The sequence below is a fragment of the Paenarthrobacter sp. YJN-D genome, assembly GCF_015040335.1.
GTDB lineage: Bacteria > Actinomycetota > Actinomycetes > Actinomycetales > Micrococcaceae > Arthrobacter > Arthrobacter nicotinovorans.
In genome coordinates this window covers 3,333,376-3,357,607 of record NZ_CP053549.1, presented here as the reverse complement: position 1 = coordinate 3,357,607, position 24,232 = coordinate 3,333,376, and the positions used below count along the sequence as shown (strand labels likewise).

The window sequence follows — 24,232 nt, the reverse complement described above, 5'->3', positions numbered from 1 at the left end:
CAGCCATGACCACCGAAACACAGACGGCCAGCCGCCGTCGTGCGTCTTTCCACAACCTGACCGTCGCGGAAGTCCGGCGCCTCACGGACGATGCCATTGAGGTCACGTTCGGTGTCCCGGCGGAACTTGCCGGCCAGTATGACTACCTCCCGGGCCAGTACGTCGCCCTGCGCACGACGCTTCCGGACGAGAACGGTGAGCCGCACGAGGTCCGCCGCAGTTACTCGATTTGCGCAGAGCCGCGCAGCTTCGAGGACGGCAGCAGCGAGATCCGGGTGGCCATCAAGAAGGACCTGGGCGGCCTGTTCTCCACGTGGGCTAATGCCGAACTGAAGGCCGGGGACGTACTGGATGTGATGAGCCCGCAGGGTGCGTTCATTTCGCGGCACGGCAAGGACGGTTCACCGGTCCAGCACAACGTCATGAACTCCATGAACCACCCGGAGGAACTGGCGGGGGAGCCGGGCAACTTCGTGGCGATCGCCGCGGGTTCGGGCATCACGCCGGTCATCGCGATTGCACGCACGCTGCTGGCGGCTAACCCGGAAACCACCTTCGACCTCGTGTACGCCAACAAGGCCGCCATGGATGTCATGTTCCTGGAGGAACTGGCGGACCTGAAAGACAAGTACCCCACCCGCCTGGCCCTGCACCATGTGCTGTCCCGGGAGCAGCGGATCGCGCCGCTGATGACCGGCCGCATCGACTCGGAGAAGCTGCAGGCCCTGTTGTCTTCGGCGATCCACGCCGAGGACGTTGATGAATGGTTCCTGTGCGGGCCGTTCGAGCTGGTCCAGTTGTGCCGGGACACCCTCGCCGCCCGCGGCGTGAAGCCGGAACACGTCCGTTTTGAGCTGTTCACCACCGGGCGACCGGACCGCCCTGAAGGCAACGCCGGCCGTCCTGTTGTGGAGGACGAGTCGCAGAACACCTACAAGATCACGTTCACGCTGGACGGCCTCACCGGCGACGTCGCCAGCCCGACGCATGCCCGCGAATCCATCCTCAACGCAGCGCTGCGCGTCCGTCCTGACGTTCCGTTCGCGTGTGCCGGCGGCGTGTGCGGCACCTGCCGCGCCAAACTGATCACCGGTACCGTGACCATGGATGAGAACTACGCCCTTGAACAGGACGAGCTGGACAAGGGCTACGTCCTCACCTGCCAGTCCCACCCCACCAGCGAAGAAGTTACCGTCGACTTCGACGTCTAAGGAGTCCCATGATCGAGCTCTCCATTGCCAACGGCATTGCCGAAATTGTCCTCAATGCCCCCGAAAAGCTGAACTCCCTCAACGAGGACGCCCTGGCGGAACTGGATAAGGCGTACGACGACGCTGCTGCCGCCGCCTCGCGCGGCGAAGTGCGGGCGCTGCTGCTTCGCGGCGAGGGCCGTGCCTTCTGCGCCGGCCGCGACATCGCGGCCGTGACTCCTGAAACCGATGATGCACAGGCGTATCTCGGCGGACTCGTGGAGCCGCTGTTGAAGAAGATGGCTGCGTTCCCGGCGCCCACGTTTGCCGCCGCGCATGGTGCTTGCCTGGGAGTCGGGCTGGGGCTGCTCCTGGCCACCGACGTGGTGTATGTGGCGGAGAACGCCAAGTTCGGATCGCCTTTTGCCAAGCTCGGGGCGACCCTGGACTCCGGTGGGCACTGGTACTTTGCCGAACGCCTGGGCATGCACCGCACCCTGGACCTGATCTACACCGCTGATCTGATCTCCGGGGCCGAAGCCGTGGCCCAGGGGATGTTCAGCCGGGCAATGCCTGCTGATGTCCTGCTCGATGAGACCCGGGCGATTGTTGCGCGGGTCGCCGCGGGCGCGACCCAGGCGTTTGTTGCGTCCAAGGAGCTCGTGGCACACATCCGCGACCAGCGCCTGGGCCTGTGGGATTCCATGTTGGAGGAGAACGCAGAGCAGGCACGCCTGTGCAAGACCGACGACTACGCCGAGGGTTTCCGGGCTTTCCAGGAGAAGCGGGCGCCCGTTTTCAAGGGCTAGACGAACTCCTTGAGGAGCTTGTAGCCGGCCACTTTCCCTTCCAGGGAGATGACGGCCATGTCCTGATCCGTGGTGGTCACATCTGTCAGGGCGCCGTAGGTAAAGGCCAGGGTGGCCGAGCCCCCCTTCAGGCACGGGAACGCCGTTTGAGTGCCGGCACCTATGTCGCCTCCCGGCCGGTCCTTGTAGGGACCGTTCGGTGGAGCGGTATATGTTGCCTGCTTCCAACAGATGAAGCCGTCGTCGAAACTTGCCCCGCGGGGCTTTCCGGTGTGGGTGTCTACCAGGTTTGAGTCCCAGAACGTGCCTGCAATCAGGAACTCACCGTGGCTTGCTGAAGGGATGAGGCCGTACTCGTCCCAGCTGTACACATAGACAGGTTCGCTCTCCCAGGATGCTTCGCCGGTCAGGGGGTCGTAGCCCACTACTTTGGATCGGGCGCCCCGGTATTTGCCCGCGGGAAACTCGATGTAGCCGTCCACGTATTCGCACCGTATGGGCAATGCGGTTCCAGTGCCCATCTTGGTGTCACCGGCACTCATTGTCTTTGAGCATTCGAGTGTGGAGGCATCCGCTGTCCATAAAACCCGTCCGCTCGAGGCTCGGAAACCGACGGTCTTAGTGCTTTCGCGAAGATTCAGCGATAAGGATTTTTCCGGGAATTTCTCGGGGTCGACACCCGTCGGATTGATTCCGACCGAGCCCACATAGAGGTCAAGCTTCTCAGAGTAAGTGAAATGCCACCCCAAATCGGTGGAAGCACCTTTTCCAAAAACCTTCTCTACTTCGATCTGCCACTTAACCTCGCCGTAGGAGACGTGAGCCAGTTTTTCGACACCGTCTTTTTCCACCGCATACAGTTCTTTGCCCACCGGCTGGAAGAATCCTGTGAGCTCGTTGATGTCGGCGCCTCCGGACTCATCTCCGGTTTCCAAGTCCACCCAGTGTTCAACTGACTGCGCTGAGTCGTCAAAGGCGATAAAGCACATGTCGAAGAGTTCGTCACAGGCGAAGGGGCGCGTACTGACCAGTTCAGGCCTTCCCCGGTAGAGCTCTTTGCCTGTGCCCAGATCAAAGGCGACAGGCGAAGTCCACCAGACGACGTCACTGTCGATGCCCGCCGGAGCGGCAGCGGCCTGCAGGAAGATTGCGGCGCTTTTCCCCGAAGCAGTCCTTGTCAGCGCAGGCTTCAACGGGTTCCCCGGAGCGTCGTATCCCGGATGAACCGGCTGCTTCCACAACTCCTTGCCCGTAGCCACGGAAAGGGCGTGGGCTTCCACACCGGCACTGCCCCGGGTGTAGACCAGTGCTACCCCGTCGGCGACCACCGGCTGACCGATGGGATCGAGCGCAACTTCCCAGGCCGCCGTCGCGGTTTCCTTGTTGCGCGGGGGTGCCTCCGCTGACGCGGGAGATTTGCTCGGCGAGGGTTCGGCCGAACGTGGCAGCGGGAGCATGGTGCACGCCGAAAGCAGGACGGCGGTCCCGAGTGCCAGCGCACCGAGCCCCCAGGACGTGAGGTGGGCGCGCAGCATCGCGGGTCGAGAATGAGTCAAAATTCCCCCAGAAAAAAGGCCATCCAGACGTGGCTCAAATAGAGAATACAGCCACCGGAGTCAAGTCAACATCCCATGGCAAAGGTTGTGTGGCCGGACCTGAGGGCGTTAATAGTCAGGCCGGCCACACTGGCTGCTGCCGGGGAAGGGGGGAAAGCAGCCAAAGGCGCCGCCGGCTTCGTCGTCCAAAGGCCAGTCGGTGCTCGGTGATTGGTCAGCAAGGGCGTTGCCCTCCGACTACGGCTGTCTCACGTCCCCCATTGGACAGCCTCACATCAATTGAGTGGGAAGAACTGCCGGAACGTGTCGTGATTCCGGGGTCCTATTCGTAACGGATTGGGCAGCTTCCAGAATGCCTGCAATCCAGTGCTCTATTCCGCCGTTGGCCGGGCGGCTGATATAGGTGCCGGTGCCGGGCAGATCCAGGATGGCCACAGGGCTGCGGCCGGTGTGATGGGGGCCTGCGTAAAGGGTCAGCTTTCCCCGGTGGATCCCCGCCACGGAGAGGCAAAGCTCGGTCCGGGCAGCCAACGCGGACTCCCACGCGGCAAGCGAGGCAGGTGTATGGGTGGTGATGGCCATCTTTTCCTCGTTCGAAGTTGGTGCACAAAAGCGACGGCCGGGAGTCGGGGGGACGTGATCCGGCCGTCGCTTCGTGTTCCCGGCGGGCACCCGGGAAGTGTTCGGCTTCAGCTCATTGAGCGAGCATCAGCTTTCTGTCATGCACGACGCCGGCGGGTCATCAAAGCCAGCCCGACGCCTGCGGCCAGGAGTACTGCGCCGATGCCGGCCACCAGGAACGGAACTCCTCCGGTGACGGCCAGCGGTGCCGGCTGGGCCTTGGGACCAACCGGGGTTTCAGCCGAGTCCGTGGGTGAGGAAACGTCGCCATCGGGGCTGACTGCTTTGGCCCCGGCCACGTTCCGGATCGGCTGACCGGACTCCACATCCTTGGTCTGCACCTTGTAGGCAGCGGTGCAGGTTACCGTTTCTCCCGGGGCGAGGCTCGTCGTCGGGCATTCGATGGTGACGCCGGCCTTGCCAAGCATCGGATCATCAACCACGACGTCGTTCAGCGTCACGGTCCCGGTGTTGGTCACCGCGAACGTGTAGTTGACCGTTTCCCCGGCGTCGGCGAGGTTGTCGCCGTCGGCATCAACCAGTGCAGCAGACTTGTCGATCACCAGTGCAGCAGCGTGCGGCACGTTGGTGGTGGTCGAGTCTTCATTCGAGGTGGTGGGCTGGTTGTCGGGGTCGGTTCCAGTGGCCGTGGCCACGTTGTGGACCTTGCCCGCATCCACATCAGCCTGGGTGAGCACATAGGGTGCAGTTGCCCTGCAGTGAGTGGATGCACCCACAGCGAGATCGGCGGCTTCGCAGGTCACCGCACCGGCCAGGGGATCGTTGACCGTGATCCGGCGAACCGGCACATTGCCATCGTTGGTGACCACGAAGGTGTAGTCGATGGTGTCTCCGGCGTCGATGATGCCCGAGGCGTTGGTGTCCTTGATGGCCCCTGCTGATTTCTCAAGGGTCAGGGCCGGGGCCTGCTCGGTGACTGGAGTGTTGGTGGTATCCGGGTCGGAGACAACCTTTTCAGTGTCGGGGTCCATGCCCTCGGCGTGGGCGGTGTTACGCACTACGTGTGCTGCTTCATCGGCCGACGTCACAACGTATGGTGCATCGGCGGCACAGTTGGTTGTTGCGCCGGGAGCAAGCTCCGTGACTTTGCACGTGACGGCGCCCGCAAGCGGATCCACCACTTCAACGGCGGTTACCGGGACGTTGCCGGTGTTGGTGACCGTGAACGTGTACGCGATGGTGTCTCCGGCGTCAGTGATCCCGGAATTGTTCACATCCACCGGAGCCGCGGCGAACTTCTCCAAGGACAGGGACGGGGCGGGAACCGTGACCTTGGTGGTGGTGGTGTCCGGAGGGGATGTGACGGGGTCGCCGTCGGGATCCGTGCCGGTAGACGTGGCGGTGTTGTCCACCGAACCGTGAAGCTCATCCATGTCGGTTACAACGTACGGGGCATCGCCCGTGCAGCTGATGCTCTCGCCAGGTGAAAGAGCGTTCTTTTCGCAGGTGACGGAACCGATTTTTGGATCGTTGACCTTGACGTCATGCAACGGGATATTGCCGGTGTTGGTGACCACGAAGGTGTAGGCAATGGTGTCGCCGGCGTCCGTGATACCCGAGTTGTTCTTGTCCACTGGCGTGCCGGCAGTCTTCTCGATGGACAGCGACGGCGCGGGAGCGCTGACCGGGGTTTCGGTGCTGTCTTCGTTGGAAACTACAGGCTGGTTGCGGGGATCGGTGCCCTGGGCCGTGGCAGTATTGAGCACCTTGCCGGCTGTCTCGTCTGCTTCGGTGATGGTGTAGGGCTGATCAGCTTTGCAGTTCGTGGAGGCGCCAGGGGCAAGTGATGTGGCCTCGCAGCTTACTGCGATTGCCGGGTTCTGGCCGCTCAGCAGCTTGTCATTGATGACGACGCCGGAGACCGGCAAGTTGCCGCTGTTGGTCACCAGGAACGTGTACGCGATGGTGTCCCCGGCGTCGGTAAGACCCGAATTGTTGACATCAACCGGCGTTCCGGCGCTCTTCTTCAGGGTTAGCGCCGGTGAGGACGCAATCGGCGTCGTGGTGGAATCGTCGTCCGTAGCGTCAGGCAATCCGGCTACTGTCCCGGTGGCTGTGGCCTTGTTGATCACTTGGCCCGCAGTGACATCGTCCTGAGTGAGTTTGTAGGGCGGAGCCGTGCAGGTGACGGTCGCTCCGACGGCCAGGGGGCCGGGAGGGCATGTGACTGCTCCCACCAGGGGATCGTTTACGCTGACTATTTCCAGCGGGACGGTTCCGGTGTTGGTGACGTCAAAGGTGTAAGGGACAGTTGAGCCGGCTGTGTTCCCGCTGAGGGCACCGGCCTTCTTGTCGAGGACCAGATCCGTGATTCGTGCGGCGTTCGTGAACGTGCAGAGCACAGCAATTCCATCGGATCCAGCAGCCGGCATGGTGAAGCTCCCGCTGGTTCCTGTGCCGCTGGAGATCGGAGCACCGTTGTTTTCATTGATGCACGACCAGCTCGAGGCGTATCCCACGCCCGTGCTGCCGGACTCGGAAATGGCATACGTCGTGCCTGTGCGGCCGAAGACCGGGCCTACTACCTCGCCGGGCTGGTCCTGGAGTCCGTTCTCAGTGCCAGCGGTGGTGGCTTGAACGCCGGTTACCGGTAGACCGTCACCCTTCAGGGTGAGCGTGGCCTGGTCGGCAGGGGTGACGCGGCCGTGCGGGAAGTCCTTCTTGACCGTGATGGTGTTGGGGGTTGCACAGGAGCCCAGGTCCACGGAACCGGCCTGGGAGAAGGGCTTGGAACTCAGGACTTCGCCGGAGATGGGGTCCACTTGGCGGAGCGTGTCCGAGCTGCCCAGGTAGACCAGGCCGTCACCACCAAACGCGATGCCGTTGATGGGCTGCGGGGTGGCGATGGAGACCAGCTGGTTGGCCGTCACGGCAACGGGTGCGCCGGCTGCCGCGGGTATCTCCTGCTGGATGACAGAGAGGATGCTGTGGGTTGACCCACCGCCCATCACGTACAAGCGGCCCTGTTTGTCGAAAGCCCAGTCGCCGTTGGCTCCGGCGTTGGGGATGTCACCGCTGGCCACCAGGCCGATTGAGACGTTGTTGACGGTGTCGAATCCGTAAACGCGGATCGTATTTCCGGTGAATCCGCCGTAGTAGTAGAAGCCGTTTTCAGGATTGATGGCGCCGTGGGTGACGGGAGTTCCTGCTTCGCCCACGCCCAGTACCGAGGTGGTGTTGGTCGCCCGGTCGTGGCGGTAGATGGTCCGGCCTGTGTCGTTGCTGTTGGGCAGGACGCCGATGGCAGCACTGCCATCGGCTGCGATGCCCAGACCATTGAGGTTTTGGTTGGACCCGGCAATGGTGAAGTTCCCGACGCTGGTCTGCGTCCCTGTCGCGGTGTTGACGAGCCACAAGTTGCGGTTGCCGCTGCCCTGGACCGAGTACACGGCCCCACAGCTCAAAGCATCTGCCGCTGTGGCCGGGCCTGCCGACAATGTCAGCGCACCTCCGGTAAACAAACCGGCGACGACGGCGCTGCTCGCCAGGAGTGCCAAAGCCTGCCTGCCGCCGCGCCTGCCTTTACCGGTCCGTGGCCGGCGACGGGCGGGAAGCCCGGCTGGCCTGTGTATATGTCGTTGATCTGCACCGACGGCGGGACCTGTCGTCCCGCCGCTGAGTCGGTTAGTGCCGTCAGCCAATTACTGCACCCCTTTTAAGGTGTCCGGTGGGAGCAGAGCCTTCCGCTCCCAGAGATTCGGGCGCTCCGTAGCCGTTAGATCCTGCACGCAAGAGCCACCCCCCATGACCCGGCGATGGGCATCACCGGGCCGTAAACTTCTACTTCCGTAGCCCGCGTCTGGGCGCGCGCCATCAACAATTCGGTCTGGTTTGCCTCCCAAAGCCTCTTTGATGCCGTTTCGGCACAACTGTGATGCGTCCGGCTAACCGGCAGGCACACAGGAGTCAGCGCCGTTACGATGAACGGTTCGCCGATGAAACGGAGTCAGGGCACAAGCCCTTCAAGATGTATACGGCTGTCACTTAAAAACGTGACGCGGGAATTCGAAAGTTTTTTTATTCGGTCCTTGTCCGGGGACCGCGGGCAGTTTCGGAGTGGAAGCTACGGAGTGCAGAACCACCACCACCAGGGGCAGGGTTCCCCTGGTGTGACGGTAGGAGTGGGCGTGGGTGTTGGCACACTTGTGCTGGTCGGCGTGGGGGTTGGTGCCACAGTGGGTGTTTGCGTTGGCGTTGCCGTGGGGCTTGGCTGGTGCGTTTCGCTGGGGCTCGGCGCAGGAGTGGCGTTTGTAGGCAGGGGTGTGCTCGTCGGCAGGGATGTCGGGGAGAAGCCCGGCGTGGGACCGGCGATGGTCGGCGCTGCCGTGCTGCCTTGTTGTGGGAACCTGGGTTTCTCCCTGCGGGTGGTCTCCGGCGTCGAACCGGCGGGGGAGTCCGTTGGAATCGGGCGGATGGATACAGGCAGCGGGACTTGGAGTGCTTCGGCACGTGGCTGGTCCAGTGAGATCACGGCGTAATCCGGACTGACACCTGCCGGCGGCACCCCGGCGCTGCCCGGACCCGGGCCGCCGTCCGCTGGGGTGCCTCCTGCCGGAGGCGCGCCAAGGGGTCCCGCTTCGGCCGGAGAATTCGCCGCATCCGTAGCTGACGGGGTTGAACCCAAGCCTGTCGCGACGGCGATAGCGCCGGTTGCCACGCAGGCAACCACGGCGATGGCGGCGGCCCACGCCCCGATTCCCATTCCAGCGGAGTGCGCTGCGGAACCGGTGGTGGCTGGGGCTCCGGGAAGTTGTGTGCCTGTCGTGGCGGGCAAGGCTACGGCTCCGGAACCAATCATCACGGGCACGGCAGCCGGTCCCACCAGCCAGGGCGCGACGGCCCGCCGCATCGTGGACCGAACATCCATCAGGGCCGTGGCAGCTGAGGTGCAGGCGAGGCATTTTGCGAGGTGCTTCTGCAGCCGCACGTCTTCAAACGGAGACAACCCGTCGACTACCGACTTGGCCAGCAGCGGCACATACGGCTTGCACGTCTCATCGAGGGAGGAATCCACGTAGGCCTCCAGATAAGCCAACCGGAGTCCCTTGCGGGCCCGGGCTGCAATGGCTGAAACGGCGTTGGGTTCGAGGCCCAGCAGCGGCCCTACCTGGCGGGGCCGTTCGCCTTCGACGTCCACATGCCACAACACGGTCTGCCAACGGGCCGGCAAGGACGCGAAAGCAGCGCCGGCCAGTTCCCGGTCCTTCTCGTGCAGGATGTGCTCGTAGCCGTCCTCGTCGTGGGGCAACTCCATCGGCTCCTCCACGAGTTCGTGGCGTGAGCGTGCTGTCCAATGATCCGCAGCTGAGGTCTTGATGGCCCGCAGGAGATAGGGACGGAAGGGGCCATCCGGTCCGTTTCCCCGCTGGATGGCATGAATGACCTTGAGGAAGGCCTCGGAGCTGACGTCATCGGCGTCGAAGCCGTTGCCCAATAGCTTCTTGGCGTAGGAAAGCCCGGCAGCGGCATGGCGTCGGTAAAGCTCTTCGATGGCTGCGGCGTCCTGGCCCTGGACGGAAGAGATCAGTTCTTCGTCCGATGGGTTCTCCGGAGTTTTCCCGGTATGCCCGGTCATGGTTTTTTACCGGTGAAAGCGTGGCTGGGCCTGCCCGAAGGCATTAAAAGGTGCTTGCGTGTGTTCTTCATCGTTCTGTATCGCCCCCATAGCGTTTTCAAAACCGGCCTTAGCGGAAACGGCAATTTCGCCTGTTTCCGGACACGACAGCGCGTTTCCCATCAATGGGATTCCTGGCATGGATATTGGCGAGCCGTTTGGACCCCTCCAGGCTCTTCTGCCCGCTGACGCGTAGCCGTTCTTCCTGCATCCTATACGAGAAGCATGAATGCGAAATTGGGCCGAATTACGCAACGGACCGGACTCCGGAGACATGGTGGTGTCCGGGCGGTCGGCTTGGTGACCCGCACCACATCCGGGGCTTGCCCGGTCTACACTGGGAAGGCGGCGCACGCTCCTGGAACGTGGTCCGGGCAATTCGATGGTGAATTGGAGGAAACTGCATGCCAAGTGTCACTGCCTCTGCAGCGCGCATGGATGGTCTGAGGCTTTCCGCGCCGTCGGAGTACGCCCGCATCCTTCGCAAAGCCCACGAAGCCACGATTTCCGGGCGTCCTGATCCCCGCATCCCGCAGTCCCTCCTGGAGTCCTGGCAGCGCTCCTTGGCGTTGGGGATCAATCCTGAGCGGCACAGTCCGCTCCGTCGCCACGAGGTGGAGGATGCCCGCAAGCTCGGTGCCGGCCATCCCTTGGCCCCTGTCATGCCAGCGCTCACGCAACTTCTTGCGGACGAATCCGCAGACGGCCGGCACCTCCTGATCGTCACGGACCAGCTGGGTGAGGTGCTGTGGCGGGTGGGCAGCAGCCATGCGCTTCGACAGGCCGATTCATTGGAGTTCGTTGAAGGGGCGGACTGGTCAGAGTCCGGGATCGGCACCAATGCCATCAGTGAGGCCCTGATTACGGGGGCACCGGCCCAGCTCCTTTCAGCCGAGCACCTCGTGCGTTCCCATCACGAGTGGGCCTGCACCGCATCTCCCATCCGTGACCCGCACAGCAACCGGATCCTGGGAATCCTGGATGTATCCGGGCCCATCGACTCGGTAACTCCGGACAGCCTGCGCATGGTGCGTTGCGCCGTCCGGCTGGCCGAGGAGCTTTTGCGTACCGCCGGTCCGCGCACACCTCATGCGGCTCCCACCCCTGCAGACAAAAGAACACCCGCAACGCTGAAACTGAACTTGTTGGGGGACGCCCCGACAGCAGAGGTCGACGGCGGTGTGCGGCTGCCGCTGACGCTCCGGCGTGCTGAAATCCTGGCTTTGCTTGCCTCACGTTCGGGTGGTTGGAGCGCTGACGAGTTGGCCTACCAGGTGCATGGCGAGGATGGTGCCGCAGCTTCCGTCCGCACCGAGATGCACCGGATCCGCGCCGTCCTGGGGAAGGTCCTGGAGGCCAACCCCTATCGCTTTGCGGCCGGACTGACGGTGATCACCGACGTCTCCACCGTGACCGAACACCTGCGGAAGGCCCGCATCGCCGAAGCTCTCCAGGCTTACAGGGCTCCGCTCCTTGCCCGCTCAGGAAACCTTGCCATCGAGCTCCTCCGCGACGAACTCAACGCAGCGATCAGCGCATCGGTGCGCGCCACCGGCGACCAGAACCTCATCCTGCAATGGGGCTCCAGCGACATGGGGGCCGACGATTTCGAAGCGTTGGCTGCCGCGCAGGCAGCGGCCGGCAATGATCCCCGCCTTGGAATGCTGCAGGCGAGGATGGCCAGGCGCGACCGCGAATTCCGGGCGTAGCGGGACCCGGAAAATGCACGACGATGCCGCCCGCCGCGTGAGGCGGGCGGCGCCGTCGTCGACGTGTTCCTGTCAGCGGCGCCTGCGCGCCCGGGGTGTGAGTTCGTGCGCGCCGTAGCTGTTGTCGTCCGGGTTGACCGTGACGCCGGGTTCCACGATCTCATCGATGCGGTCCAGGACGTCTGTGCTGAGAGCGACTGAGGCCGCCGGAAGATAGGACTCCAGCTGTGCCATGGTCCGCGGGCCAACAATTGCGGAGGTGATGCCGGGATGGTTGATGACAAAGGCAATGGCGAGCTCTATGAGGCTAAGCCCGGACTCTTCGGCCAGTTGCGCCAGGTCTTCAACGAGATCGAGTTTGCGCTGGTTCGCGAACCTCGTCATGTCGAACCTGGCGCTCGGACGCGCACTTGATGTGGGCGAAGATGCTGAATCTTGCCGCCATCGACCCGAAAGCCAACCGCCGGCAAGGGGACTGTAGCTGAGGGTGCCCATCCCATGGCGCTGGACGGTGGGAAGGACGTCTTCTTCTATCCCGCGCGCAAGAATCGAGTAAGGCGGTTGCTCGGTGACGAAGCGCTCCAGGTTGCGTTCCCGCGCCGCCCATTGTGCCTCCACGATTTGGGATCCTGAGTAGGACGAGGAGCCGATGTAACGGACCTTGCCCTGGCGGACCAGGTCCGTGAGGGCACCCAGAGTTTCCTCCACATCGGTGTCGGGACTGGGGCGATGGACCTGGTACAGGTCGATGTATTCGGTGTTGAGGCGGCGCAGGGAGTTCTCCACCTCACGGATGATCCATCGGCGGGAACCGCCGCTCTGGTTGGGATCGTCAGGGTTCATGGGCATGAAGAACTTGGTGGCGAGAAAGACGTCGTCCCGCCTGCCCTCGATTGCCTTCCCTACGATTTCTTCAGAGGTGCCGCCGGAATAGACGTCAGCGGTGTCGATGAAGTTGATGCCGGCGTCCAAGGCCCGGTGAATGATGCGGATGGCGTCGGCGTGGTCGTTGTTGCCCCAGGAGCCGAACATCATGGCACCCAGGCACAGGGGGCTGACCTTCACGCCGGTTCGTCCCAGAAGACGGTATTCCATAGCGGTTCCTTTGCTCGGTTCTAGGCTTCGGGGATGACCATGGCGAAGCGCTCTTCGCGGGCTACGTCAGGGTCCGGTCCATTGCGGACGCCCGTGTCCAGGGCATCGATGGCGGCAAGTTCTTCCGCGCTGAGTTCGAAGTCGAAGACGTCGAAGTTCTCGGCGATGCGTGCAGGGTTGGTCGATTTCGGAATGGCTGACCGGCCCTGCTGCAGGTGCCAGCGAAGCATGACCTGGGCAGGACTCTTGCCATGCTTGCGGGCAACATCGGCAATGGTGGGGTCTTCCATGACGTTCCGGCGGGCTTCGCCCCAACCGGGGTAGAACGTGATGCCACCGATCGGTGACCAGGCCTGGGTGAGTATGCCGTGCTCCGCGTCCGCTTCCTGGACGTCCCTTTGGATGAAGTACGGGTGCAGCTCCACCTGGTTGAGTGCGGGGACGATGTCCGTTGCGGCCAGGAGCTGCTTCAGGTGGTGGGGCATGAAGTTGCTGACGCCGATGGCACGCACCTTTCCTTCGGCGAGCAGGCTCTCCAGTGCTTTGTAGGCGGCGATGACCTTGTCGAAGCGGTCCGGAGCGGGCTGATGCAGGATCAGCAGGTCGAGGTAATCAACGCCCAGTTTGGCCGCGGCCTTCTCCCAGGCGTGCCGTGTCTGCTCGTAGCCGTAGTCGCTGACCCAGACCTTGGTTTCGATGAACACCTCGGACCGGTCCAGGCCGCTGTTGCGGATGCCTTCGCCGACTTCCCGCTCGTTGCCGTAGGCAGCGGCCGTGTCGATGTGCCGGTAGCCGGTGGCAAGTGCAGCTTCCACCGCCGCTGTTGTCTGCTCAGGGGGACTTTGGAAGACACCCAGGCCCAGGGCGGGCATCGTGACGCCGTTGTTGAGAGTAAGTTCGGTATTCATGTTTCCCATGGAACAGCACTTCCAAGCACTCCGGGAGTAACTCTTGTTCAGGGTAATGTCAGTGCCTCCCACCCCGGGCTGGCCCCGCGTAGCGTAGAGCCATGACACTTAGCGACGACGTTCGCAAATTCCTGACCTCCCGCCGTGCACGGATCACGCCGGAAGAGGCCGGCCTGCCCGCATACGGAGGCAAGCGCCGGGTGACCGGACTGCGCCGCGAAGAGGTGGCGATGCTCGCCGGCATGAGCGTTGACTACTACATCAGGCTTGAGCGCGGTAATCTCTCGGGCGCCTCGGACAACGTCCTGGAGGCGCTCGCCCGGGCCTTGAAGCTTGACGACGCCGAGACGGCCCACCTTTTTGACCTGGCCCGCTCCACCGCGGCGTCGCCGCGGGTTCGCCGCAAGAGCAGTCCCCGGACGGTGCGTCCCAGCGTGCAGCGCGTCATTGATGCCATCAGTTCGGCACCGGCTTGGGTCCGCAATGATCGCGGTGATGTCCTTGCGTCCAACGAACTGGGCCGCGCTCTCTACATGGACATGATGGCTGAGCGTCCCGGTCCGCCGAACAGTGCCCGGTTTACGTTCCTCAATCCGAAGGCCCGTGAGTTCTTCATCGATTGGGAGCGCAGTGCTGACGACATCGTCGCGGCACTGCGCTCGGCCGCGGGCAGGAACCCCTACGACAAAGACCTCAGCGATCTCGTCGGAGAGCTTTCGACCCGCAGTGAGGAGTTCGGCACGCGGTGGGCCCGGCACGATGTGAAGTACCACCGGACCGGACGCAAGCGTCTCCACCATCCCATCGTGGGCGATCTGGACCTCAGCTACGAGGCCCTGGAACTGGCGGCAGATCCAGGGCTGCGCATCAATGTTTACACCGCCGAGGAAGACACGCCCTCCGCCGATGCCCTGAAAGTACTTGCCAGCTGGGTGGCCACCCAGCGTGAAACGACCAAGGCGGCTGTCAACGAGGAGCAGTAATCCGCCGGCGCTCCTGGCGCCGGCGGATATGCCTGGGGGTGGACCTACCTAGGGATGGACGAGGATCTTCACCGCGGTGTCATTGTGGTGGATGAGCGTATTGAAGCCTTGCTCCACCAGGTCTTCCAACGCAATCCTCGCCGTGATGAAGGGCTCCAGGTCCACCTTTCCCTCCTGGACCAGCTTGATGGCCTCGGCATGGTCCCGGACGTAGGCTATGGTGCCGCGCAGGTCGATCTCCTTCAGCACGATCTTCTGCATGTCCACTGTCGCCGGCCGGCCCCAAATGGAAACGTTCACCACCACACCTGCGGGTTTCACCGCTGTCAGGAGCGTATCCAGCACCGCGTTGACTCCGGCGCACTCGAAAGCGACGTCCGCGCCCACGCCGTCTGTCAGCTCCAACAGCCGTGCCTGCAGATTCTCCTGGCCGGGGTCGATGACATAGTCGGCTACCCCGCTGGAGATGGCTTTGTCTTTCCGGGCCGCACTGAGTTCGCTGATCACCGTGGTGACCCCCTGGCTTTTCAATACAGCGGCTGTCAGCAGCCCGATGGGTCCTGAGCCACCCACCAAGGCAACGTCTCCGGGCTTGGCACCGCTGCGGGCGACCGCATGGTGGGCCACGGACAGGGGCTCGATCAAGGCGGCTTGATCCAGCGGGATGTTGCCGACTTTGTGGACCCACCTGGTGTCCACAACCACCATGCCGCCCAGGCCTCCACCTCCGCCAGAGAGCCCAATGAAGCCCATTTTGGTGCAGAGGTGATAGTTCCCCGCCTTGCAGGGCGGACACTCGTCGCACACGAAATAGGGTTCCACGACTACGTTGTCGCCCACCGAGAGCGCCTGGACACCCTCGCCAACGTCCACGATTGTTCCGGAGAATTCGTGGCCCATGGTCACCGGGGCTTCTTCCCCCGAGAGGGGATGAGGGTGTCCGGGGGCCGGGACAAAGATGGGCCCTTCCAAGTACTCGTGGAGATCGGTTCCGCAGATGCCGCACCACGCCACCTGGATCTTGACGGTGCCGGGCCGTACCTCCGGCTCCGGGACGTCGTCGATCCTGATGTCGTTGCGTCCGTGGAATCTTGCTGCTTTCACAATCGGCTCCTTCAGCGGGTGTGGTGGGATGGCTGCAGGCTGTACACGGGGGTGGGGAGCCCTTCCATCCGGGCCTTGAGCTGCAGGGCGAGGTACTTGGAGTAGTGCCGGCTTTGGTGCAGGTTTCCGCCGTGGATCCAGAGGTTCTCCACGTTGGTGGGTTTCCACATATTGCGCAGTTCTCCTTCCCAGGGCCCGGGGTCTTTGGGGGTGTCGGAGCCGTACCCCCAGCACTTGCCCACTTGGTCTGCCACTTCGGGTGAGACGAGGTCGGCGAGCCAGCCGTTCATGGAGCCGTAACCGGTTGCGTAGATGATCACGTCGGCTTCGAGTTCGTCGCCGTTGTCCATGATCACGGCGTTGCCGGTAATTTTGTTGACCTGGCCGTTGGCGAGCTTCACGCGGCCGTCGATGATCAGCTGCGATGCGCCGACGTCGATGTAGTAGCCGGAGCCGCGCCTCAGGTACTTGAGGAACAGGCCGGAACCGTCCACTCCGAAGTCCAGCTCAAATCCGGCGGCTTCGAGCTGGGAGTAGAACCCGGCGTCGCGCTTTGCCATTTCCTGGTACACCGGCACCTGGGCCTCCGGAAGGATGCGGTAGGGCAGGGAAGCGAAGAGGAGGTCGGCCTTTTCGGTGGTCACTCCGTTGGCCAGTGCTTTTTCGGAATAGAGATCGCCAAGGGCCAGGTCCATCAGGGATTCGCTCCGGGCGATGTGGGTGGATGAACGTTGGACCATGGTCACGTCCGCTCCGTGCTCCCAGAGGTCCGCGCAGATATCGTGGGCGGAATTGTTGGAGCCGATCACTACAGCTTTCTTGCCGGTCCAGTCTCCACCGCCGGGGTGCTTGGAGGAGTGGTATTGCTCCCCAAGGAAGGAGTCGGCGCCGTCGAAGACCGGGATGTTGGGGTAGCCGGAAACGCCCAGGGCGAAGACAAGCTGCCGGGGACGCAAGGTGACCCGTTCGCCGTCGCGGATGACGGTGACCTCCCACGTACCGCTTTCCTCATCCCACCGGGCTTTGGTGCATTCGGTATTGGACCAGTAGTTGAGCTCCATGATGCTGGTGTAGTGCTCAAGCCAGTCGCCGATCTTGTCCTTGGCTGCGAAGACCGGCCAGTCGTCGGGGAAGTTCAGATACGGCAGGTGGTCGTACCAGACGGGGTCGTGCAGGTGGAGGGACTTGTACCGGTTTCGCCAGGCGTCGCCGGGACGGGCGTTCTTGTCCACAATAATGGTGGGCACGCCCAGTCTCCGGAGCCGTGCACCGAGGCCGATGCCGCCCTGCCCGCCGCCAATGACCAGGGCGTAGGGCTGGTCCTCATAGCCGAGCCTGGCAGCTTCTTCCTCTTTGCGTTCCAGCCAGGACTTCCTGCCTTTTTCGATACTGTGGGCCACTCCTTGTTCGCGGTGGGGGCCCTTCTTTTCTTCGTATCCTTTGAGCTCCTGCATGGTTGTCAGCAGTGTCCAGCACTTTCCGTTGCGGAGCCGCAGGTGTGCGTAGCCCTTTCCTTGCAGGGTCTCGAAATTGACCCAGGCTTCGGGGTTCATGGCGTCGCCCGCGGCGTCCTCGGCCAAGGCCCAGTTGGATGGCTGGACATCGCCGAGCACGGCCTCCAGCATGTCCTTGATCCCGGCCTTGCCCTCAAGGGTCTTGAGGTTCCAGGTGAAGGAGACGAAGTCGCGCCAATACGATTCGTCATCAAACAGCGCCAGTGCTGCTTCGATGTCCCGGCTGCGCAGGGCTGCGTCGAACTGCGCCAGCCAGGTTTCCATAGCACCGTTGGGTGTGTCAGGCATGATTCCTCTTTCCGTTGCTTGCGAGTGGACACCATCCGGCACATCATTCGCTGGAAAGTGGCCCACGTCACAAGTAAAGGGCGGAGGGGGTTACAAGAGGGTTACACGGGACGTTGGGGGTGAAAGCTACCCTCCAACAATGGAGTACTCGCTCTTCAGCTTCGTGGTCAGGCGCTCGACGTTCCAGGGGACTCGCGGGGGAGCGATCGATGGTGGCGATGTACGACGGCGGACGCGTCACCGTCCGCTGGTGCCCGCCCAGGGTTAGGCTGGGGTTTCATAAGTTTTGGGGGAATGAATGAGACGTGGCTGGACGCTTTGCTGCGCAATGGTCATCCTGGTGGCCTTGTCCTCATGTGCCCGGCCCGGCATCGAGGAACTGGGACGAAGCGCCATCCGGGACCGCGCTGCAGAGGGTATGGACTGGTTCATCGGGTTTACCGCGGCCACGGATACGTCCGACAGGGACGCCGTGCGCTCAAAGTTACAGGGAAACAGCGTCACTTACTCGTTCGGTTGGGAGGCCGACGGCAACTTCCATGCCGACCGGTACTTCCGCGAACACCTAACCACCAGTGGGGGTTGGTGGGCTGAACAGCGAACTGTCAGCGCGTGTGTGCGATACACAGCAAAACCCGAAGGGCCGGTGATGGCATCCGTGGCCTGTCCGGACAGGCTCCCGTTCACGGAGCGGGTCGACGAGCAAGTCACCATTCCTTGAGCCGGAGCTGTCGGGTGTTAATCGCTGTTGGCCCGCTCTTTCAGCCGTAGAGGCCGGAAGGGAGGGGAGTGCGCCCGCCTAAATGTTGAACGGCTTGAGCACTACCATGACCACGATCGCCAGGACGATATCAAGGACAGCCAGCACGATCCCAGCAGTGGCCTTGACGCCTTGGGTCTCGGCTTTGCGGGCAAAGATAAAGGCCGCGATGCCCAAAGGAATCCCCAGGATGAAGATGCCGATGACGCCCAGGATGATTGAGGTCTTCTTATACGACTGGCCGAGCCTTCGTTGAATCTCGGTCTCGGTGGTGTCGGTTGTAGTAGTCACGGTTTGAAGGATAACCCGCGGACACCCTGAGTCTTGCAGTCCGCGTCGCTCAGCATCCTTACCACCCCCGCCCAAAACCGCCCTATCCTTAATTGATGAGCCACTCCGCCGAATCGACCATTGCCTTCGAGGGCCACTTCGCCCGCGACTTCCCCGAGCTGGCTGTTCCGTGGCGGGCGGAGGAGGCCCCGGATCCGCAGCTTCTGCTGGTCAATGAACCACTCGCCGTCGAACTTGGCTTTGACCCTGGTTTCCTGCGGAGCCCGGAGGGCGTGCGGCTGCTGATCGGCAACGCCCTGCCGGAGGATGCAACCCCGGTGGCACAGGGCTATTCCGGGCACCAGTTCGGTTTTTATTCGCCGCGGTTGGGGGACGGGCGCGCGCTGCTTTTGGGTGAGGTCGCCGACGCTGACGGGAAGCTACGCGACATCCATTTGAAGGGTTCCGGCCGGACGCCATTCGCGCGGAACGGCGATGGCCGGGCCGTCGTCGGACCCATGCTGCGCGAGTACATCGTCAGTGAAGCGATGCACGCCTTGAATATTCCGACCACCAGGTCCTTGGCGGTCGTCGCCACGGGCCTATCGGTCCAGCGCGAGACGGTCCTCCCGGGCGCGGTCCTCACCCGCGTGGCGAGCAGCCACATCCGGGTGGGCAGCTTCCAGTACGCGAGGGCCGGCAACGACATCGAACTGTTGCGCCGCCTGGCCGATCATGCAATCGAACGCCACCACCCGTCGTCGAGCACCGAAGACAATCCGTACCTCGCCCTGCTCAAGGGCGTCATAGCCGTCCAGGCGCGGCTTGTAGCCCAGTGGATGCTGGTGGGCTTCGTCCACGGCGTCATGAACACGGACAACATGACGGTGTCCGGCGAAACCATCGACTACGGTCCATGCGCCTTCATGGACGGGTTCGATCCCGGTGCGGTGTACAGCTCCATCGATGAGCAGGGCCGGTACGCCTACCGCAACCAGCCGGTGGCGGCCGAGTGGAACCTGGCCCGGTTCGCGGAATCGTTGGTGCCCTTGATCCATGATGACGAGGAGCAGGCGGTGGCGCTCGCCGTCGAAGCACTGGGCGGTTTCCGGCAGCAGTACAGTGCTGCCTGGTTCAGTGGCATGCAAGCCAAGCTGGGGCTTCCGGAGGGAATCGACGACGCCGTTGCCTCGCCTTTGGTGGATGACCTCCTGAAGCTGGTCCAGGAGGCGCGCGCCGATTACACCTCGTTCTTCCGCAACCTCGGCGAAGCTGCCCGCGGGGATGCCGAGCCCGTCCGCCGCGTGCTTCTCGATCTCCCCGCGTTTGACGACTGGCTGGGACGGTGGCGGGCCCAGAAGCCCGACGCTGATGCCATGGACCGGGTCAACCCGGTCTATATTCCGCGGAACCACCTTGTGGAGGAAGCTCTCGCGGCTGCGACGAACGGGGACACGGGCCCGACGGCGAAACTGCTGGAGGCGCTCGGTTCGCCTTATTCGGAACGCCCTGGACTGGAGAAGTTCGCGGCTCCGGCGCCTGAGAGTTTCGGCCCGTACCGGACTTTCTGCGGCACGTAGGTTAAATGCCAAGGGGAAGCGACCCGGCTGGGTCGCTTCCCCTTGGCATTGTCCTTTGCCTTAGCTCCAGACGGCCCTGACTACCATGTCTGCACCGGCAGCCAGGTGGTTGCCGGTGTGCCCTGCATCCAGAACACAGACATCCTCTGATTCAGGCGCGCCTGTTGATACAAGGCATTCTGCTGCCCTGAAGCTAAGAAGGTCTACGGGGAGGCTGTCGCCTATTCGAAGTTCACTCATGATGCCCTTTTGCTTGGTCCGGGCATCGCAGTACGTCACGCTGGCCCGGGGTGTGGAGATACAACTTTTCTAGCGCCGGACTTCATCAGCGTTAACTCCATACTGCCTTGCCGCGGAGGGTTCCGTCTACGCAGGCCCCTGAGAGCTAGTGGAAGGGGGTGTCCCGCACGATGGCCATGAGTTCGTCGCGGAGTCCCTCGGAGTCCAGATTGATGGTGGAGAGCACCGAGTTTTCCTGGCCGTGGGACTGTTCCAACAGGTCAAGGCCCAATGGGGTGATCGACACCAGTTGGCTGCGTCGGTCAAAGCGGTTGGGTTCTTTGAGGATGTATCCGCGGGCTTCGAGCCTGTTGAGGAGCGGGCCCATGGTCTGCGCCTGCACGCGGACGTTCTGGGCCAGTTTTCCAGGGGTGATGGGCCCACCCGTTGCCACGGCATCGAGGGTGAGCACTGCCGGATAGGTGAGGCCAAGCGGGCGCAGTTTTTCGTTCCATGCCAGCTCCACCAGTCTCGCTGCCGTAGACAGCAACCGGCTGGTTGGCCAACGGTCCATATCAGGCATTCAGGCACCCCCGGCCTATCGCAAATAGTCAGCTTGCTTACTATGCTACATCAGCCGTTGGACGTAAGGGCGGTGGTCAACCGGCGACCCTGAATTGTTCAAGTACAACAAGCGATGAGTCGGTGATGGTGAAATCCTCGCCAAGCTCCGCCTTCATTGGCTCTGATGACCAGAATTCGGTGTGGCCGACCAGCCAATCTGTGACCGTACCGTACCCCTCTCCTTCGGCCAGCACGTGATCCAACGGAACATCGCGGAGTGGGACGATCCGGACCGCGGTAGTGTGAATCACCGCCACCCTCTGTCCATCCGAATCGATGACCGCACCCCTGTGCCCGACAACGGGCAGCGGTTCGTTGCCGACCTCGTATTCGTGGAGAAGGGAAGTTGTAGCAGTCTTGCGGCCAGCCAGGATCGCACTGACCAAGCGATCGCGAAGTGGCCCGGGGAAGGCGAATTCAACGATGGGGAGCTGTTCATGCATACGAACAGCTAATCACTAAGTCAGGAGAGCTCGAACGCCGGACGTCCGCCGCTTCGCTCGTCGCTGTGCACTTGCAAGGCCCGGCGCATGGCCTGGCGGTTCTCTTCCACCGCTTCGAGGTTGCCGGCCACCCGGTAGAGGTCCGCGGCCCACTGGAACTCGTCTGCAGCGGCACGGAAACGGGCTTCGTCGAACAGGCGGCGGCCAATGTGGTGGCGGACGTAGGCTTCCTCGTCGGGTGTCCGAACGGTCCGGAGCGCCTTTTCGTGAAGAACTGCGGCATCGTGCCAGCGGTATTGCCGTTGGTAGACCTGGGCGAGAATCAGCAGCAACTCGCGGCGGTCGGGGGAGTCGGGTAGAAGCTTGAAGCCTTCGTCCAGGGCTTCAGTGTCCCGGCGGAGCAAGCCCAGGTACCTTACGCGCTCCATGGGCGGACAATCGCCGGCCAGTGCAGCTTCCAGTGCGGCGCGGTCGATCACCACGTCGCGGAATGTCGAAGGGTCAGTACGCCAAAGACTTGCAGTATCTTCCACCGTGATGTGCCCCCCATAGGACTGTTACGGAGCCGACTGTGTTGCAGACGCCGTCGATGGCAAGCTGCGGAAGTCTCCATAATCTCATGAAGTGACCACCCCGCAAGCCAATCGTCAGTGGAGCTGGCCGTCAGGGGGAGAAACCCGCCAGGAGTGGAACGGAACGGTGAGTCCGGCGCGGGTCGGGGCGCAGGTGAATGGGCCGGCGAAGGCGGCCAGCTCCGGGGAGAAAGGAACCACGCGCACCAGTTGCAGCGGGCCGGTCCCTGCCGCGGCCCGGATGGTCAGTGCGTCGCCCGAGCGGCTGATGCGCACACGTACCCGGCCGCCGTTCCATTCCGGGACCGGCGCCAAAGACCAGTCCGAGAAACGGTCGGTGACCACTGCGCCCAGTTGAGCGGCGCCGTCGGCGAATTCAACGCCTGCCTTGACCCAATGCCCGGCGCTGACTCGGACGAAAATCCCCGCCTGGTCGAACTGCTGCGAGAACGCGGCGGTGAACTCAACCTCCATGGCGCTGTCCAGCGGAAACGGGGCAAGCAGCGCGTGTTCGGTGTCGTGCACGAAACCGTAGGAGGTGACGCGCCAGGCGTCGCTGCCTTCGGCTGCGGTAACCAGCAGGTCAGTTCCATCCTCGACGACGGCGGCCGGCTGGTTGGTCCACTCGCCGCGGCTCCACGCTAGTTCCGTACTCACAGTGCTCCTTGTTTCCCGCGATCAGTGACTCCACTTTGACACATGGCACGACAGTGCCAATTGCGCGCGTACGGGTAGGTAGTTCCTAATGCCGACGGAGACAAAAGGCAAGTACCGATTACTCGGGCGCAGGGCAGATAATTGTTCTTTACTAAGTCCAGCGGATCACCGCAGGGGCAGGGGACGGTTACGTAGGAGGTGCAGGATGGAACAGATTGAGTTGGACGACAGCGTCCTCCGTCTGGAAAAGGGTGTCCTGCATCTGGTGTGGAACCACGGCGTGCGCATCGAAGCGGGGAACGCCCGTGCGGCCGTGGATGCCGTCAATAGACTTGCGAACGGTCGGAAACTCCCGCTGCTGGTGGACATGGCTGCCACTGGGTTCCTGAGCCGTCGGGCGCGGGAGGTCTTCGAGGAACCGTGCGCCGCGTCCAGGATCGCGTTACTGGGAGAGAGCCCGGTGGACCGCACCGTGGTCCAGTACCAGCTTCACACCAGCAAGGTTCCGTGCCCCACCATGTTTTTCACGTCGCGACTGGAGGCGTTGGGGTGGCTGGCTGAAGCTTCCACTGCTGAGGGCGCGTCTGTTTCTGCCGGGCGGCCTACCGGCTTTCGATAGAGATCCCCGGGAGCGGGGTTGCCGAAGGTGCACACCCGGCACAGCAGGAATCTGTTGCGTCCGTTTCCTTGGTGCCGATAGTGACCGATTCACCCGTGCCTTTCGGGTGCTGCACCACAGGTGCGCAGCAGCTGTCCCCCTGCCAGGCGTTGATGCCTTCCCTGACGGCGATGCCGGCTATGACCAGTGCGGCGCCGGCGTCCGCCCACCACCACCCCAGGGTGCTGTTGAGCACCAGTCCGATCAGCAGGACGGCAGAAAGGTACGTGCACAGGAGCGTCTGTTTCGAATCGGCGACGGCGGTCCTTGAGCCGAGCTCCCGGCCCGCGGTGCGCTGTGCCCAGGACAGTACCGGCATGATGGCCAGGCTAAGGGCGGCAATGATGATGCCTGCGGTGGAGTGCCGGGCTTCTCCGGCCCCTGTCAGCGAGCGGACGGCGTCGAGGGCCACGAACGCGGCCAAGGCAAAGAAGGAAAGCGCGATCACCCGGAGGGTGAGATGTTCACGCCGTTCCGGATCCTTGCTGGAGAACTGCCAGGACAATGCCAAGGCGGACGTGACTTCGATGATTGAGTCGAGACCGAAGCCGACCAGCGCCGAGGAATCCGCGACGCCGCCGGCCCACAGCGCCACGGCGGCCTCGATGACGTTATAGCTGATGGTGGCTGCAGCGAAAATCCGAATGCGGCGCATCAAGGTGAGCCGGCGCGCGGGGTGCATTGTTTCTTGGAATGTGCTCATGCGATGCAGCTCCCGTCGGGTGCGCAGCAGGCGGGATCGACGGAGAGGACGACGCTCATCAGGTCCTTGATGGCATGGCCCAGCCGGGGATCGGCGAGTTCATAGCGGGTACGGCGGCCGTCGGGGATCGCGACCACCAGTCCGCACCCTCGCAAGCACGTCAGGTGATTGGACATGCTTTGCCGTGATACGCCAATCGCGTCTGCCAAGTCGGACGGGAAGGACGGAGCCTCGGCAAGGGCCAACAGAACCTTGGCTCGGGTGGCGTCCGAGATCGCGTAGCCAAATCTGGCGAGGACCGGTGCGTTGGAGAGAACCTGCATAACTTTAGAGT

General features: G+C 63.2%; 22 protein-coding genes. 7 read left to right on the top strand and 15 right to left on the bottom strand.

The genetic code is table 11. From position 1 onward, the window contains the following. Positions 1–5 precede the first annotated feature (5 nt). The gene (gene paaE, locus HMI60_RS15520) at positions 6–1,211 is read left to right on the top strand and encodes a 1,2-phenylacetyl-CoA epoxidase subunit PaaE (RefSeq protein WP_193589931.1); all 1,206 of its coding nucleotides are present in this window, start codon (positions 6–8) and stop codon (positions 1,209–1,211) included. Between the two features lie 8 nt (positions 1,212–1,219). Continuing rightward, positions 1,220–1,999, top strand: a complete 780-nt coding sequence (locus HMI60_RS15515; protein ID WP_193589930.1) for an enoyl-CoA hydratase/isomerase family protein — start codon at positions 1,220–1,222, stop codon at positions 1,997–1,999. Here HMI60_RS15515 and HMI60_RS15510 read toward each other — a convergent pair. From HMI60_RS15510 to HMI60_RS15495, 4 genes are all read right to left on the bottom strand, one after another. Then, positions 1,996–3,555, bottom strand: a complete 1,560-nt coding sequence (locus HMI60_RS15510) for a hypothetical protein (RefSeq protein ID WP_227453558.1) — start codon at positions 3,553–3,555, stop codon at positions 1,996–1,998. The two genes, HMI60_RS15515 and HMI60_RS15510, sit on opposite strands and share 4 nt — an antisense overlap. Positions 3,556–3,825: 270 nt before the next feature. Continuing rightward, the gene (locus tag HMI60_RS15505; protein ID WP_039242699.1) at positions 3,826–4,137 is read right to left on the bottom strand and encodes a hypothetical protein; all 312 of its coding nucleotides are present in this window, start codon (positions 4,135–4,137) and stop codon (positions 3,826–3,828) included. 137 nt (positions 4,138–4,274) lie between these two features. Then, positions 4,275–7,838 carry a DUF11 domain-containing protein gene (locus HMI60_RS15500; protein WP_193589929.1) on the bottom strand — a complete coding sequence of 1,188 codons (3,564 nt, stop codon included), beginning with the start codon at positions 7,836–7,838 and terminating at the stop codon, positions 4,275–4,277. 422 nt (positions 7,839–8,260) lie between these two features. Beyond that, entirely contained in the window at positions 8,261–9,772 is a 1,512-nt protein-coding gene (locus HMI60_RS15495; protein ID WP_193589928.1) for a sigma-70 family RNA polymerase sigma factor, read from the bottom strand. A 443-nt stretch (positions 9,773–10,215) separates the two neighbouring features. Here HMI60_RS15495 and HMI60_RS15490 point away from each other — a divergent pair, with 443 nt between their 5' ends. After that, positions 10,216–11,520: a GAF domain-containing protein gene (locus HMI60_RS15490; protein ID WP_193589927.1), complete on the top strand. Its 1,305-nt coding sequence runs from the start codon at positions 10,216–10,218 to the stop codon at positions 11,518–11,520. 72 nt (positions 11,521–11,592) lie between these two features. On the opposite strand, the gene HMI60_RS15485 is transcribed toward HMI60_RS15490, so the two are convergent. Together HMI60_RS15485 and HMI60_RS15480 are read right to left on the bottom strand one after the other, a co-directional pair. After that, the gene (locus tag HMI60_RS15485; protein WP_193589926.1) at positions 11,593–12,615 is read right to left on the bottom strand and encodes an aldo/keto reductase; all 1,023 of its coding nucleotides are present in this window, start codon (positions 12,613–12,615) and stop codon (positions 11,593–11,595) included. Between the two features lie 20 nt (positions 12,616–12,635). After that, complete coding sequence (locus HMI60_RS15480) at positions 12,636–13,532, bottom strand: aldo/keto reductase (RefSeq protein ID WP_193589925.1); 897 nt, start codon at positions 13,530–13,532, stop codon at positions 12,636–12,638. 92 nt (positions 13,533–13,624) lie between these two features. Between HMI60_RS15480 and HMI60_RS15475 the strand changes: the two genes are divergently transcribed. Continuing rightward, positions 13,625–14,506, top strand: a complete 882-nt coding sequence (locus HMI60_RS15475; RefSeq protein WP_018776912.1) for a helix-turn-helix transcriptional regulator — start codon at positions 13,625–13,627, stop codon at positions 14,504–14,506. A 48-nt stretch (positions 14,507–14,554) separates the two neighbouring features. Here the strand turns inward: HMI60_RS15475 and HMI60_RS15470 are convergent, their stop codons facing one another. Next, a complete protein-coding gene (locus HMI60_RS15470; protein WP_193589924.1) occupies positions 14,555–15,610 on the bottom strand; it encodes a 2,3-butanediol dehydrogenase in 1,056 nt (351 codons plus the stop codon). Positions 15,611–15,621: 11 nt separating this feature from the next. Beyond that, entirely contained in the window at positions 15,622–17,412 is a 1,791-nt protein-coding gene (locus HMI60_RS15465; protein ID WP_193589923.1) for an NAD(P)/FAD-dependent oxidoreductase, read from the bottom strand. A gap of 328 nt (positions 17,413–17,740) precedes the next feature. Here HMI60_RS15465 and HMI60_RS15460 point away from each other — a divergent pair, with 328 nt between their 5' ends. Then, entirely contained in the window at positions 17,741–18,133 is a 393-nt protein-coding gene (locus HMI60_RS15460) for a hypothetical protein (RefSeq protein ID WP_193589922.1), read from the top strand. Between the two features lie 78 nt (positions 18,134–18,211). On the opposite strand, the gene HMI60_RS15455 is transcribed toward HMI60_RS15460, so the two are convergent. Further along, positions 18,212–18,463, bottom strand: a complete 252-nt coding sequence (locus HMI60_RS15455; RefSeq protein WP_193589921.1) for a hypothetical protein — start codon at positions 18,461–18,463, stop codon at positions 18,212–18,214. Positions 18,464–18,558: 95 nt separating this feature from the next. Here HMI60_RS15455 and HMI60_RS15450 point away from each other — a divergent pair, with 95 nt between their 5' ends. Then, a complete protein-coding gene (locus HMI60_RS15450; RefSeq protein WP_193589920.1) occupies positions 18,559–20,022 on the top strand; it encodes a YdiU family protein in 1,464 nt (487 codons plus the stop codon). 385 nt (positions 20,023–20,407) lie between these two features. On the opposite strand, the gene HMI60_RS15445 is transcribed toward HMI60_RS15450, so the two are convergent. From HMI60_RS15445 to HMI60_RS15430, 4 genes are all read right to left on the bottom strand, one after another. Then, positions 20,408–20,824, bottom strand: coding sequence for a MarR family winged helix-turn-helix transcriptional regulator (locus HMI60_RS15445; RefSeq protein WP_026267045.1), 417 nt, complete (start codon positions 20,822–20,824; stop codon positions 20,408–20,410). A gap of 76 nt (positions 20,825–20,900) precedes the next feature. Next, positions 20,901–21,308, bottom strand: a complete 408-nt coding sequence (locus HMI60_RS15440) for an ASCH domain-containing protein (protein ID WP_193589919.1) — start codon at positions 21,306–21,308, stop codon at positions 20,901–20,903. A gap of 20 nt (positions 21,309–21,328) precedes the next feature. Continuing rightward, positions 21,329–21,790: a hypothetical protein gene (locus tag HMI60_RS15435; RefSeq protein WP_018776905.1), complete on the bottom strand. Its 462-nt coding sequence runs from the start codon at positions 21,788–21,790 to the stop codon at positions 21,329–21,331. A gap of 165 nt (positions 21,791–21,955) precedes the next feature. Further along, entirely contained in the window at positions 21,956–22,537 is a 582-nt protein-coding gene (locus tag HMI60_RS15430; RefSeq protein ID WP_193589918.1) for a DUF1349 domain-containing protein, read from the bottom strand. A gap of 205 nt (positions 22,538–22,742) precedes the next feature. Here HMI60_RS15430 and HMI60_RS15425 point away from each other — a divergent pair, with 205 nt between their 5' ends. Further along, positions 22,743–23,156, top strand: coding sequence for an STAS/SEC14 domain-containing protein (locus HMI60_RS15425; protein ID WP_110503746.1), 414 nt, complete (start codon positions 22,743–22,745; stop codon positions 23,154–23,156). Here HMI60_RS15425 and HMI60_RS15420 read toward each other — a convergent pair. Together HMI60_RS15420 and HMI60_RS15415 are read right to left on the bottom strand one after the other, a co-directional pair. Further along, on the bottom strand, positions 23,140–23,898 hold the full coding sequence (locus HMI60_RS15420) for a cation diffusion facilitator family transporter (RefSeq protein WP_110503747.1): 759 nt from the start codon (positions 23,896–23,898) through the stop codon (positions 23,140–23,142). The genes HMI60_RS15425 and HMI60_RS15420 overlap by 17 nt on opposite strands. Continuing rightward, positions 23,895–24,221: a helix-turn-helix transcriptional regulator gene (locus tag HMI60_RS15415; protein ID WP_110503748.1), complete on the bottom strand. Its 327-nt coding sequence runs from the start codon at positions 24,219–24,221 to the stop codon at positions 23,895–23,897. Before HMI60_RS15415 ends, HMI60_RS15420 begins: the two co-directional genes overlap by 4 nt. Positions 24,222–24,232 lie beyond the last annotated feature (11 nt).

What these genes read in the sequence shown, in the direction of transcription:
- paaE (WP_193589931.1), top strand. Translation starts at nt 6, where the DNA reads ATGACCACCGAAACACAGACGGCCAGCCGCCGTCGTGCGTCTTTCCAC.
- HMI60_RS15515 (WP_193589930.1), top strand. Translation starts at nt 1,220, where the DNA reads ATGATCGAGCTCTCCATTGCCAACGGCATTGCCGAAATTGTCCTCAAT.
- HMI60_RS15505 (WP_039242699.1), bottom strand. Translation starts at nt 4,137, where the DNA reads ATGGCCATCACCACCCATACACCTGCCTCGCTTGCCGCGTGGGAGTCC.
- HMI60_RS15495 (WP_193589928.1), bottom strand. Translation starts at nt 9,772, where the DNA reads ATGACCGGGCATACCGGGAAAACTCCGGAGAACCCATCGGACGAAGAA.
- HMI60_RS15490 (WP_193589927.1), top strand. Translation starts at nt 10,216, where the DNA reads ATGCCAAGTGTCACTGCCTCTGCAGCGCGCATGGATGGTCTGAGGCTT.
- HMI60_RS15485 (WP_193589926.1), bottom strand. Translation starts at nt 12,615, where the DNA reads ATGGAATACCGTCTTCTGGGACGAACCGGCGTGAAGGTCAGCCCCCTG.
- HMI60_RS15480 (WP_193589925.1), bottom strand. Translation starts at nt 13,532, where the DNA reads ATGGGAAACATGAATACCGAACTTACTCTCAACAACGGCGTCACGATG.
- HMI60_RS15475 (WP_018776912.1), top strand. Translation starts at nt 13,625, where the DNA reads ATGACACTTAGCGACGACGTTCGCAAATTCCTGACCTCCCGCCGTGCA.
- HMI60_RS15465 (WP_193589923.1), bottom strand. Translation starts at nt 17,412, where the DNA reads ATGCCTGACACACCCAACGGTGCTATGGAAACCTGGCTGGCGCAGTTC.
- HMI60_RS15460 (WP_193589922.1), top strand. Translation starts at nt 17,741, where the DNA reads ATGGTCATCCTGGTGGCCTTGTCCTCATGTGCCCGGCCCGGCATCGAG.
- HMI60_RS15450 (WP_193589920.1), top strand. Translation starts at nt 18,559, where the DNA reads ATGAGCCACTCCGCCGAATCGACCATTGCCTTCGAGGGCCACTTCGCC.
- HMI60_RS15445 (WP_026267045.1), bottom strand. Translation starts at nt 20,824, where the DNA reads ATGCCTGATATGGACCGTTGGCCAACCAGCCGGTTGCTGTCTACGGCA.
- HMI60_RS15440 (WP_193589919.1), bottom strand. Translation starts at nt 21,308, where the DNA reads ATGCATGAACAGCTCCCCATCGTTGAATTCGCCTTCCCCGGGCCACTT.
- HMI60_RS15425 (WP_110503746.1), top strand. Translation starts at nt 22,743, where the DNA reads ATGGAACAGATTGAGTTGGACGACAGCGTCCTCCGTCTGGAAAAGGGT.
- HMI60_RS15420 (WP_110503747.1), bottom strand. Translation starts at nt 23,898, where the DNA reads ATGAGCACATTCCAAGAAACAATGCACCCCGCGCGCCGGCTCACCTTG.
- HMI60_RS15415 (WP_110503748.1), bottom strand. Translation starts at nt 24,221, where the DNA reads ATGCAGGTTCTCTCCAACGCACCGGTCCTCGCCAGATTTGGCTACGCG.